The sequence below is a fragment of the Rossellomorea aquimaris genome (genome assembly GCF_000935355.1).
Classification (GTDB): Bacteria; Bacillota; Bacilli; order Bacillales; family Bacillaceae_B; genus Rossellomorea; species Rossellomorea aquimaris_B.
Map to the genome: position 1 here is coordinate 1,224,953 of NZ_JXZC01000001.1, position 12,027 is coordinate 1,236,979.

Sequence of the window (12,027 nt, forward strand, 5' to 3'; positions counted from 1 at the left end):
TCACCCTTCTTTCACATTATCTTCCCATTCATCCACTAATAGTCCATATAAAAGCATGTCAAAACGATTCCCGTCTCTTTGCAGGAATTGCCGATAGCTTCCTTCTTTCGTGAATCCGAGTGATTCGTATAAACGGATCGCTCTCTCATTATACGAAAATACCGTTAATTGAAGACGGTGTAAATTCAACTCATGAAAGGCATATGCCAAGAGACACTCCATGGCTTCCTTGCCGTATCCACTTCCCCATGTCTGCTCGTCACCGATGGAAATGGCTACCCAGCCCACACGATGGGTCCACAGAATACCGTCCAATTCGACATAGCCTATGATCCTGCCATCCTCCTTTAAACGAATGGCAAAACGAAAGGCGTTTTCCCCGGGATCCCCCATCCATTTTTTTATGTCTTCCTCTGCTTTCGGCTTATGGGGAAGAGCATCCAGTAACCTCTGAACTTCTTCATTTTGATTCCATTCCCTTATGGCCGTAACATCTTCTTCCTGAAATCCGGAAAGATAAATCCTTGTACCCGTCAATAGCCGTTTCATGTTTTTTCACCTCGACGTATGTATTTCGAGGAGTTCCTTTCCGATTCCTTTAATGCCCTTGAAAAAGTTTCGTACCATGTCCATCCACCGCCATTCGTTCAAAAAAAGAGCCCGGAAAAATTCCAGGCTCTTTTAAACTTACCAAATCATTTCCGCCCACTCGGGGTGGTCAATGAATGGGTTACGGTTTCCTTGATATTGTTCGAAGATGATATCGTTGCGTCTGATTTCCCTTTCATCGACAGGGTCCTGTTCATTCCATTGAAGAAGAACGGACATTTTCCCGTGGTAAGGGGCACTTCCATTGTTGACGTTGTTATTGATTTCTAAATCCAACTCTCCGCTGTCTCCTTCATAGCGGACGGCCATGTAGAAAATCATGCGGGCAACGTCACCTTTCACTTCATCACGAGGCTCCCAGGAATCCCCGTCATAATAGTTGCCTGGCGCTTCGCTATGCTGAGTTCCACCATTATCAAAGTCAAGATTTCCCCTTGTGGAATTGACCGTTACATCTGTCGGTCTCAAGTGATGAAGGTCCGTCCCTGGTCCTTGCGCCGTTCCGAAGTCACCGTGGGATTTCGCCCACACGTGCTCACGGTTCCAGTCGTCGACTCCACCGCCGTTTGTCGTTTTCGATTGGGAACGGCCTGAGTATAGGAGTATCACATTGTTTGGATTGTTCGGATCTTCATCTGTGTTACGCAATGCTCCCCATACATCACTGTAGGAAAGGGTTTGATGATCATCGATGATGTTATGTAGTGCTGTTTTTAAAGAAGATCCCGTTTTTCCTTCAGCTGTGTTGTAGTATTCTTCATAGGCTGGCGGGTCTGTTGGTTCGGTTGGAGGATCGGTAGGATCAGTGCCGCCATCTTCCACTGATTCAAATGCTGACGCAGACTTCACCCCGGGATGAGAGAAATAGGCCGTTAAACTGCCGGTCACTTTGATTTTTTCACCCATCAGTCCAGGGTTACTTTGCAATCCAAAGTTTGAACGGTAAGAGGATGGAATTTGAACATAGACCATCTCATCCGTGTTGGATTCAGACGGTGAATCCGCCAAGGCAAGTGCGTAATCATTTGGAAAATTACTTGTGACAACGGATGACGTAGAGGTTGGCTGCCCGACCACATACCCTTCCACTGACTGAGTGGAGCCATTCTGATTGGATAATGCCTGATCAACCGTAAATGGCGAACTCCACGTCCCATTTCCAGCTGCACTCATTTGACTTGGAGATACTTGACCACAAGCAATCATAAAAATAATTAAAATAGAAAAAATGCTGATGAGCTTTTTGTTTACAATCTTCAAATTGCTTCGCCTCCTCTTAATATGACTATACATTTAGCGTACATTACATATTGTCAAAATAGGGTAAATTTTGTGTAAATCCCAGAAAATGAGTCTATTATCATAGGGTTTGTGATGTGTATGGCAGGAGGGGATGCGTTCATTCCATAATAGGTGCGGACGGGTTTTCGGGAGGGGATGGATCGTGTTGCCGGTCCTGTTTGAATAATGAGCTTTTTTGAAAAGTCGATAATAAATGCGGGAATGTCGATAATAAATTTGAAAAGTCGATAATAAAGTGTCGGAAGTCGATAATAAATCCGAATTGTTGATAATATAACCGGGAATGTCGATAATATCAGGTTTATCATCATCTCTTGAGTGTCAAAATTCATCTCTTGGAAACTATCAAATTCTTAATTTGAAAATAAAATTGCACATTTGAAAATAAAACGATGAAAATTGAAAATAAAATTCAATTATTGAAAACAAAACATCCAAATTTGAAAATAAATGCTGATTACATGCCCATTCCAAAACCGTTTTTTCTTTAGAAGTCAATCCCGCTTGCCTATTTCTCACTCTTCCAGCGTATTTTCACACTAAAGATCCCATAAAAAAAGCACTGGCCCATTCGGAGCCAGCACTTTCTCTTCTTACATCCCTTCAACCAATACCGAAGCGCCCATGCCACCGCCTACACATAATGACGCAATTCCCTTTTTTAATTCACGACGCTTCAATTCATGCAGTAAAGAAACGACAAGTCGTGCACCTGTGCAGCCGACTGGGTGACCGATACTGATCCCGCTGCCATTGACATTCACTTTCTCACGGTCCAGACCAAGCTCTTTTTCGACGGCTAAATATTGAGCTGCGAATGCTTCATTAATTTCAAATAATTCAATATCATCCAATGACCAATTTTCCGCTGTATGTAGTCCTTTTTGAATGGCGGGTACGGGACCGATTCCCATCACTTTCGGATCCACACCTGCTACTGAGTAGCCAACGATTCTTCCAAGAGGCTGAAGTCCTCTTCGCCGGGCTTCTTCCTCACTCATAAGAATCAGTGCCGCCCCTCCATCATTCAGGCTTGAAGAGTTCCCCGCAGTCACCGTGCCGCCTTCCCGGAATGCAGGCTTTAATTTCTGCAGTTTTTCTACCATCAATCCAGCTCGTGGGCTTTCATCTTTATCAATGACCTTTTCTCCTCTTCGTTCCTTCACGGTGAGTGGAACGATCTGAGAATCGAAATATCCATTCTCCATCGCGGCTGCTGCCCGCTCATGGCTTAACACTGCATACTCATCCTGCTCTTCACGGGTAATCGAGTGAATTTCCGCCAGGTTCTCCGCTGTTTCGCCCATCATGATGCCGTGGATGGGGTCTTCTAGGACCTCCCAAACCGAATCACGAATTTCTCCATGTTGCAATCTTTGACCAAATCGGTGCTGCTTCAAAATATACGGACTGGAGCTCATCGCTTCCACCCCGCCTGCCAGGACAATATCAGATAAGCCTGTTTGGATTTGCATGGCTGCTGAAATGATCGCCTGCATTCCACTGGCACATTGGCGTTGAATCGTAAAGCCGGTCGTCGTGTCGTCAAACCCTGCAAGTAACGCTGCCGTTCTTGCCGTGTTAGGCTGATCTGTCCTTTGAATACAATGCCCGAGGATCACTTCATCAATATCACTTGCCGACAATCCGCTTGCTTTAGCCGCTTCTTTCATAACAGGTACAATCAGATCCGTCGGGAGCAGATCCTTGAAAGCTCCACCAAATGCACCGACCGGCGTACGTAGAGCCGATGTAATCACTACATTTCTCATCTTGTCACTTCCCTTTCCTATCAGTTACATCATGATGCCGCCATCTACATGGAGGACGGTTCCATTCACATAGTCACTGTCATCAGATGCCAGATACAAATATGCTTTCGCGATATCATCCGGTTTCCCTAATCTTCCAAGGGGAATCATCGCTTTCATTTGCTCGATGACCTTTTCCGGAACGCCTTCCACCATGCTCGTTTCGGTGAATCCAGGCGCGACTGCGTTCACGTTGATCCCTTTGCGGCCTAATTCCTTCGCCCATGTTTTCGTCATCCCCACAACCGCAGCTTTTGTTGCAGCATAGTTGGTTTGACCGACATTTCCGTAAACCCCGCTTACTGAAGATGTGTTTATGATTTTCCCTTTTCCATTTTCAATCAAATGGGGGAGAACCGCTTGGGTACAATTAAACACACCTGTCAAATTCACATCCAACACTTTTTGAAAATCTTCCGGTGATAACTTATGAATCATTCCGTCCCTTGTGATTCCAGCATTGTTAATTAAAATATCGATTTTCCCAAATTGCTCTTTTACCTCTTTTACAAAAGAATCAACAGAAGAGCGATCAGCTACATCCCCTTGAAAAAAGGCTGCTTTCCCCGTTCCCAGTTCATTCAGCTGTCGGGCTTTTTCCTCGCCCAGCTCCTGATTGAAATCAACGAGGGCAACGCAGCACCCTTCCTTCACAAAAATTTCTGCTGCGGCATAACCGATTCCGTTCGCTGCACCCGTTATGAGGGCTACTTTCCCTTCCAGTCTCATGCCAGTTCCTCCTTCATCTGCAAAAATGATGTCATTGCCGGAAGCATTTGATCTACATTATCGATGAGCGGTGAATGCCCACTATTCTTTAATTCAACAAATGTAGCGTTTTCTCCTATATCTTCGACGATTTCCTCTGTCATTTCTTTTGTGATCACATAATCCCGATCCCCTCTTAAAACAAGAACCGGTAATGTTTTCTCCCTGTCCATCATCACTTCTTCAATTGTACGAAGACGATTTCCTATATCAGGTGTGTGATATATCAGGTGAGGGGAGTTAAAAATGAGTTACACGTGGGTTTAAGTTTATAGATTCGGAAGTATGAATAGAGTAATGACATCACCGACTTTCTTTAAAATAGAACAAACTTCTATAACTGTATGTCCCACCCTCCAAATTTCCTATATAATGAATCTACTAAATGTTAGTGAAATTGGAGGATTCATCCTTGAATGTATTTCAGCAGTTTCAACGTACAATCATTAACAATTATCTAATCGGGAGTTTTATAGCTGTCTTTGGTGTTGGATCTGTATTCATTTTCCAAACCCTTGCCCTTAATGAAAGAGAACTATTAACAATGGGGGGCATTATCACCCTTTCAATCGTCACGATGTTCAGCTGTGAATTTTTGGTGTATCAGAAGCATATTCGTCCGATAAAGCTCGTCTATAAAAAGAAGACATCAACACTAAGTCTGGACCTTTTCTCAACTGCCTATCAACAAGTGGAAAGGTTCCCACTTTTAACAGTTAAACGAATCATGCTTCCCCACTTTCTGGGGCTTGCCCTTCCGTCTACTTTCTTGACGGTTATCAGCATCAACGCAGAATGGTTGTCAATTCCGTACACCTACATTTTTTATGCCTGGTGCGGCGCCTTTTTAGTGGCGATTCTTCATGCTTTGATTGAATTTTTCTTAACCTTTAGAGCTTGTCATTCCCTCCAAGTGGACCTTATTCGAAAAACAGTTGAAACATACGGAGTCGATCCGTCGAGTCAGTCCACCCTATTTATCAGTTTAAAAAGAAAAATCTTAGCGGCTGCCCTGTTTCTTGCCCTGTTTCCAATCCTGCTTTTTTCATTAGCTTCACAGATTCGCTTATCGATTGCGGACTCCACTCTTTTAGTAGACTACTGGAAATGGGCAGGGACTCTGATTTTCATCATTACAATTCTAGCTTTCTATGGAGCCCTCCTTATTTTCAAAAGTATCGAAGCACCCGTAAAAGAGCTTGTAGCCCGTTTTGAAAAAGTAGAAGAGGGGCATGTTTCACCCGTAGTGAATACATACACCGATGAGTTTTCTCATTTATTTTCCGGCTTTAACCACATGGTAGGAGCCATCAACCTGAGAGATCAGAAAAACCAGCAGCTGCTCGATCAATTTTTTGCAGTGGTAGCAGGTACATTGGATGCACGGGACCCATATACGGCCGGACATTCTAAACGCGTTGCGGAGTTTTCTGTTATAATTGCCAAACAATGCAACTGGTCTCAAAAAGACATCGACTTACTCAATAAATCGGCCCTCCTTCACGACATTGGAAAAATAGGAATCCGGGATGATGTGCTTTTAAAGGAAGGTAAATTGACCAATGAAGAGTTTGAGCAAATCAAGCGCCACCCTGTCATTGGCGAGGAAATTGTCAAAGGCGTTCAATTAACCGAAGATCTCCTCCCCATCTTACCCGGGATCAAGCATCACCATGAGCGCTTGGATGGCTGCGGATACCCGGATCGATTAAAAGGAGACGAGATTCCCGTGTTCGGCCGATTAATTGCTGTTGCCGATGCCTTTGACGCCATGACCTCTGATCGCCCTTATCGAAAAGGAATGCCTATCGAAAAAGCCCTCTCCATTTTGGAAGAAGGCACAGGGACACAGTGGGATGAGGAGTTTGTTAAAGCGTTTATGAGTGGGATTAAAGTGACAGGGACATCCCAGATCTTATCTAATGCTGCAATATAGAAATAATCACTTTTCGAGTTAGCATCCTTTCCACAGTCCGCAAACGCGAAAAATCTTTTAAAAAAAGAATGCTGTTCATGTATTGAACAGCATTGCCATATCTTTAGTTTCTGAATTGTATATCCCATTCGTTGATAGGCCAATAACGAAGATCCACTTTCCCGACGATCTGTTCCCGGTCTATGAACCCGAAGTAACGGCTATCCATGCTTCCCCGGCGGTTATCTCCAAGAACAAATACTTTTCCTTCGGGAACCGTTTGCTCATCTGTGATTTCTTCAAGCGTAAAGTCACCCGTCAGCTTATTTCCGATATACTCCTGCTTGAATTTCTCTAAATAGGGTTCAGGATAGTACTCCCCGTTAATATAAAGCTTATCGTCCTTATAAACGACCTTATCGCCGGGCAGTCCGATGATTCGTTTCACATAATCCTCGTTCTCATTCGCATGAAAGACGACAACATCAAAGCGATCCAAGTCTCCAATATGATAACCGATTTTGTTCACAACAAGCTTATTTCCATCCTGTAGTGTCGGCATCATCGATTCACCTTCGACTACATAGTTGGAGAAGAGAAAGGTTCGGATGATGACAAAGATGATCAGTCCAATTCCTAAGGCTTTTATCCATTCGAGTCCTTCTCTTTTTACCTCTTCTCTCAATTTGATTCCTCCTGCTTTTTCCGTTCAATTCGTTGGTCTATTTCCATCTTCTTATTCAGATGTATCTCAATTCGTTTCCCTACAAACCATAGCACAAAGATAATGGCTGCAACGATCACAGTACGCATTGGTTGTCTTACTAATGATATAATATCATATCCGATAAAACTTATGGTAAAAATCATCACCATTTTCCCCGTAACCACCGCAAGCATATATTGAGCGATGCTGATCGACGACAATCCCGCCACCACATTCACCACCGCAGAGGGTGTAAAGGGAAAGCATAAGAGAATGAACAACGGGCCAAACCCATGCTTGTCTACCCATTTGGTCAATCGTTTCACTTGGCGGTTCCTTCTCAGGAAACGAAAAAATCGGGTTTCCCCATACCTTCGTACTAACAGAAACACAATGAGCGCACCAAGCGTAGCCCCGATCCACGAAAACAGAAACCCCCACCATAACCCAAATGCATTTGCATTGGCTGTCACAAACACGACAAGGGGCAGGAATGGAAGAAATGCTTCCAACAGCGGCAGCAGGATCCCAGGAATCGGTCCAAAGGAACGATACTGCTGAATCAAGTCCATCATATTCTCAAGCGTAAACCAGTCTTTTATCTTATTTATATCCATATTATATGTTTCCCCTTAAACGACCATGAACAAATAAACTCATTTCGTTATATCGTTACTTATATTTTCATCATATCACACCGGATCAGGATTTCCACATTGTTGTCTATTGTTGGTTTTATTATTATAACCTTGCCTAATAAGGGGGGATGTAAACGTTTTGTGGGGGGTTATTTTTTGGGACGGGTTCTGGAATATTATTTGGATTTGGGTTCGTTCGTTCGTAGGTTTTTTGTGAAACTTGTCGAATTACGCACAATGGCAGATATATTTAATTTTTGGCAGGTAAAATGAGAATATGGCAGATAAAAGTATTTCTCAAGGTGATAAATCGGCAAACGGTTGATAAATTGCTTCTCTAAACAATCCAGACAAGGATTCCTCGGCTCCGTACGGTCGATATTATCGACATCACGTCATATATTATCGAGTTTTACAATTTATTATCGACTTTGCTTCATATATTATCGACTTTCCCATTTTATTATCGACTTCGCCCCATATATTATCGACTTTCCCATTTTATTATCGACTTTCAGAATAGTCTCTCCACGCTCGTCCAATATTTTTATTCTTCCTTCCCCGTTTCTCCCTAAAAAAAACTGCCATCCCCATCCAGGAATGACAGCTCTCCCCTCTATAAATGCTTACCGAACCAATCCACAATCTCCTGTAACCTCGCTTCCCTCAAAGAAGGCTTTCCAGTCCGGGACAAATTATGATTGGATTCAGGGAAACGCACAAATCTCACATCTTTCTTCTCACGTTTCAATGCGATGAATAGCTGTTCCGCCTGCTCGATCGGACAACGGTAGTCCTTTTCGCTGTGAAGTATTAATAGGGGTGTGTTCATATTCTTCACATAAGCAAGGGGTGAATGCTTCCAAAGGGTTTCGATGTCGCCGAGGTCGCTTTGGATTTGCCACTCTGAGAAGTAATAGCCGATATCACTCACTCCGTAAAAGCTGATCCAATTGCTGATGGACCGCTGGGTGGCGGCTGCTTTAAATTTATCGCTGTGGCCGATGATCCAGTTGGTCATGAATCCTCCGTAGCTCCCACCGGTCACACCTAAGCGAGTTTCATCAATAAACGAAAATTCCTCCAGGGCGTACTCGACTGCTGCCATGATATCCTCGTAATCCCCACCGCCGTAATCTCCTCTTACGGCATCTACGAACTCTTGCCCGTAGCCATGGCTTCCTCTTGGATTCACATATAAAACAGCATACCCTTTGCTTGCAAGCACTTGGAACTCATGAAAGAAAGTGTTCCCATACATGGTGTGGGGGCCTCCGTGGATTTCAACGATCAGTGGATATTTCTTTCCTTCCTCATAACCGGCCGGCTTCATGATCCAGCCTTGTACCGGCCAGTCTTTCGCACCATTGTACATAAACGGTTGAGGAGATGATAATTCACGACCCGCCAGGTCCCCGTTGAGGTTGGTCATTTTCTTCAACTCTCCGGTAGGGACATGAAGAGTATACAATTCACCGGGTTCTGTCGGTTTACTCATGGCGACGAGCATTACTTGTCGATCGGAATCGAAGTCGAATCCGTATACATGCTGCTCCTCCTGCAGCAATGCTGGGTAGATGGCCCCTTCGATATGAGCGTAGTAAAGGACCGTATTTCCTGAATCAGATGCCAGGAAATAGAAGCTTTCATTGTCCCGTGACCACAGGATTCCAGCTTGAGATGAGCCTTGGATGCTGTCGCTATTGAGATAGTCTCCTACAGGAACATCCATGCTTTCTGTCAGGCATATGGAGTGGCCGGTTTCAAGGTGATGCAGCCACACCTTATCTTGTGTCGCATTCTCATATTTCCGTCCATGCCCTAAGTAGGCGAGATGCTTTCCATCGGGAGACCAGCTTGCTTCTCCGTAGTACCCCGATTCTCCATTAATCTTTTTATATTCCTTCGTTTCAAGGTGAAAAATAAATAAATTAGACTGGAAGGAGAAATCTTTATCTTCTGTTCTGTCCACTGAAAACGCAATGTGCTTTCCATCGGGAGACCAGGAGTGAAGAGTGTGATCATGGACATCATCCGTGACTCTTCTTAATTTCTTCGACGCCACTTCCAGCACTACTATCTGTGAGTGGCAGTTGTCATTGAAACCCCGGTCATCACTTTTATATTTCATGCTTGTCGTAACGAATGGCTTTAATTTCTCTTCTTCGCCTTCCTTTTTTTCAAAAGACTCCCCCTTCTCCAACCGCATCGAGAAAGCGATCTTTTGACTACAAGGAGACCAAACAGGATTCGAAACGCCTTTTTGATAATCCGTCAGCTGCTCGGCTTCCCCTCCATCACGATGGATGACGTAGAGCTGATTCACTCCGGAACGATTTGAGACAAAAGCAATGGTCCCCCCATCAGGTGACCATCTAGGAGATGAAATCCTTTCTTCCCCAAAAGTCCATTGGCGAGTGGTTTGATCTTGCAGATGAATGCTATGTAAGGTTGAAAAATACTCATTTTTTTCTTCACACATGATGGTTTGGACAAATACGGCTTCTTCTCCGCTTGGAGACAGTCTTGGATCGGATACGGCCTTTAACTCGTAGAGGTCCTGTATTTCAATTCCTTTATTCATGGTCTTGCACCTTCCTTTCTTCTGTTCCATTATTATTTCGACGTTAGAAATACTTTTCCCTTTATGGATAAAAATACGACCTGCCCTTCATAATAGAAACAAATTCAAATTCTACAACTTTCCCTATTGAAAGTAAATCGGATTCCACGTAAAATAAAAATACGAACATTTGTTCTATACCAAAATGAAAAGGAGTCTTTTCATATGACAAGAATCCCGGAGAACGACAGGAATATATTAGAACAGGCGATTTATTTACCGATGGTACTGACGATTTTGAATCGTGACCTGCAAATCGTCGACAGCAGTCCATTTAAATTAAAACGACCGTATCTGGAAATGATAGAGGAGACGATGAAGGTCATCCAAGGAGAACTCGCTCATGTGAAAAAGTACATGAGGACCAATAAGATGAAGGTTGAGCGAATTCAATCAGATGATGCTTTTACGATGTATATGTTCCTTTATAAAGGTTATGAAGAACATCATAATTACTTTAATCCGCGCCTTCGCAACCGGGTGGAGGATTTAATGAGGCATTATTTGTTTCGCCGATTCCTGGAAACGAAAACAGACACAACAAAAGAAGCGTGATCGATCTCACGCATCGGCTTTTTTGATATTTGGATTAAGATAAAACGTTTTTATATTACTCGTTTCAGTGTGAACCTTCGAATTATATTTACTCTCCATTTCTGCAACCCGCTGTGTATATGCGATACGCAAATCAGAGGTACGGAGCATTTGATTTTCAAAGGAACTGTATGAGATCGGAACCGTGCAGGACTCATTGTTTTGAAGATATACCTTCGTTGATCCATTTGTCGATCGTTCATACCCACGAACATGGGTGTGGGAAACCCAGGCACATTCTTGCTTGACGGGAGATGATGTTGGAAAGAGATAAATGGACATCTGGGGATTCACCATGATGGGAGCTTTGTAGATTATACCCGTAAGTCTCTTGGTGCCTTCTTTTCGTCCTTCATAGGAGGAACCAAAGAATTCACAGCTTTTCTTCAAGATATCAAACGGTTTGAATGGGGAGATCAGCACGTCATCTACCTCTATGATTTTGGTGAATGTCCTGGCACCGTACTCAATTGGCTGCAGAATCATCGTATGGGGATTCACTTCATATTCTTCTATAATTCGAGATTTTTCTCTCATTTCATCGCCTCCATTTACATTTTTCACCAAAATAATACCATAAATTTCGAGGGTTGTCTCGCATATTTTTAAAAATTCTGAAATTTACTGCACGCCACCCGTTTATGAGTAAAAAATTATCAGAATATTTAATTTTTTGGTTGAATTTTTACTACTTACCCCATATACTAATAAAAAGAATTCAGGGGTGACCGTATATGGAAAACAAAAAGTCCTATACCGAAATGATGAAAGCTTCTGCCATGACCCGGAAGAAAGCCGCTGAGAGAAGCGTAATGGAGATCTATATTGACATGGTGCTGCATGAAAGCATTCTGATGACGCGCAAGACAAAACTCCTGACAGACATTGACGCCGCCCTGGATAAGAAAAATAAACCTTTGTTCATGAAATTAACAAAAGAATTAAACGAACTGAACCTAAGCTACGGATGATAAATAATAGCTGACTCTCCACAGAGTCAGCTATTCCTTTTTTAATGGACGGGCCATTGGTACCCCTTTTCATGCATGACTTCTACTCTA

General features: G+C 43.2%; 12 protein-coding genes. 3 read left to right on the forward strand and 9 right to left on the reverse strand.

The window, feature by feature from the left end:
- The 5 genes from TV75_RS06130 to TV75_RS06150 all read right to left on the reverse strand — a co-directional run bounded on the left by TV75_RS06130 (position 1) and on the right by TV75_RS06150 (position 4,663).
- Complete coding sequence (locus TV75_RS06130; RefSeq protein WP_044337742.1) at positions 1 to 549, reverse strand: GNAT family N-acetyltransferase; 549 nt, start codon at positions 547 to 549, stop codon at positions 1 to 3.
- Positions 550 to 687: 138 nt separating this feature from the next.
- Positions 688 to 1,782, reverse strand: coding sequence for an endonuclease (locus TV75_RS06135; RefSeq protein ID WP_437176701.1), 1,095 nt, complete (start codon positions 1,780 to 1,782; stop codon positions 688 to 690).
- 722 nt (positions 1,783 to 2,504) lie between these two features.
- Positions 2,505 to 3,683, reverse strand: coding sequence for a thiolase family protein (locus TV75_RS06140; RefSeq protein WP_044337744.1), 1,179 nt, complete (start codon positions 3,681 to 3,683; stop codon positions 2,505 to 2,507).
- Between the two features lie 24 nt (positions 3,684 to 3,707).
- Positions 3,708 to 4,451 carry a 3-oxoacyl-ACP reductase FabG gene (gene fabG, locus TV75_RS06145; RefSeq protein WP_044337745.1) on the reverse strand — a complete coding sequence of 248 codons (744 nt, stop codon included), beginning with the start codon at positions 4,449 to 4,451 and terminating at the stop codon, positions 3,708 to 3,710.
- A complete protein-coding gene (locus tag TV75_RS06150; protein WP_044337746.1) occupies positions 4,448 to 4,663 on the reverse strand; it encodes an alpha/beta fold hydrolase in 216 nt (71 codons plus the stop codon). Before TV75_RS06150 ends, fabG begins: the two co-directional genes overlap by 4 nt.
- Before the next feature lie 239 nt (positions 4,664 to 4,902).
- Between TV75_RS06150 and TV75_RS06155 the strand changes: the two genes are divergently transcribed.
- Positions 4,903 to 6,426, forward strand: coding sequence for an HD-GYP domain-containing protein (locus TV75_RS06155; RefSeq protein ID WP_156142326.1), 1,524 nt, complete (start codon positions 4,903 to 4,905; stop codon positions 6,424 to 6,426).
- Between the two features lie 103 nt (positions 6,427 to 6,529).
- Here the strand turns inward: TV75_RS06155 and lepB are convergent, their stop codons facing one another.
- From lepB to TV75_RS06170, 3 genes are all read right to left on the reverse strand, one after another.
- Positions 6,530 to 7,090, reverse strand: a complete 561-nt coding sequence (gene lepB, locus TV75_RS06160) for a signal peptidase I (RefSeq protein ID WP_044337748.1) — start codon at positions 7,088 to 7,090, stop codon at positions 6,530 to 6,532.
- Positions 7,087 to 7,728, reverse strand: a complete 642-nt coding sequence (locus tag TV75_RS06165) for a TVP38/TMEM64 family protein (RefSeq protein ID WP_044337749.1) — start codon at positions 7,726 to 7,728, stop codon at positions 7,087 to 7,089. Before TV75_RS06165 ends, lepB begins: the two co-directional genes overlap by 4 nt.
- A gap of 637 nt (positions 7,729 to 8,365) precedes the next feature.
- A complete protein-coding gene (locus TV75_RS06170) occupies positions 8,366 to 10,333 on the reverse strand; it encodes a S9 family peptidase (RefSeq protein WP_044337750.1) in 1,968 nt (655 codons plus the stop codon).
- Positions 10,334 to 10,537: 204 nt separating this feature from the next.
- On the opposite strand from TV75_RS06170, the gene TV75_RS06175 reads away from it, so the two are divergent.
- Entirely contained in the window at positions 10,538 to 10,927 is a 390-nt protein-coding gene (locus TV75_RS06175; RefSeq protein WP_044337751.1) for a hypothetical protein, read from the forward strand.
- Between the two features lie 6 nt (positions 10,928 to 10,933).
- Here the strand turns inward: TV75_RS06175 and TV75_RS06180 are convergent, their stop codons facing one another.
- Positions 10,934 to 11,503, reverse strand: coding sequence for a competence protein ComK (locus TV75_RS06180; protein ID WP_044337752.1), 570 nt, complete (start codon positions 11,501 to 11,503; stop codon positions 10,934 to 10,936).
- Between the two features lie 197 nt (positions 11,504 to 11,700).
- On the opposite strand from TV75_RS06180, the gene TV75_RS06185 reads away from it, so the two are divergent.
- Positions 11,701 to 11,937 carry an IDEAL domain-containing protein gene (locus tag TV75_RS06185; RefSeq protein WP_044337753.1) on the forward strand — a complete coding sequence of 79 codons (237 nt, stop codon included), beginning with the start codon at positions 11,701 to 11,703 and terminating at the stop codon, positions 11,935 to 11,937.
- Positions 11,938 to 12,027 lie beyond the last annotated feature (90 nt).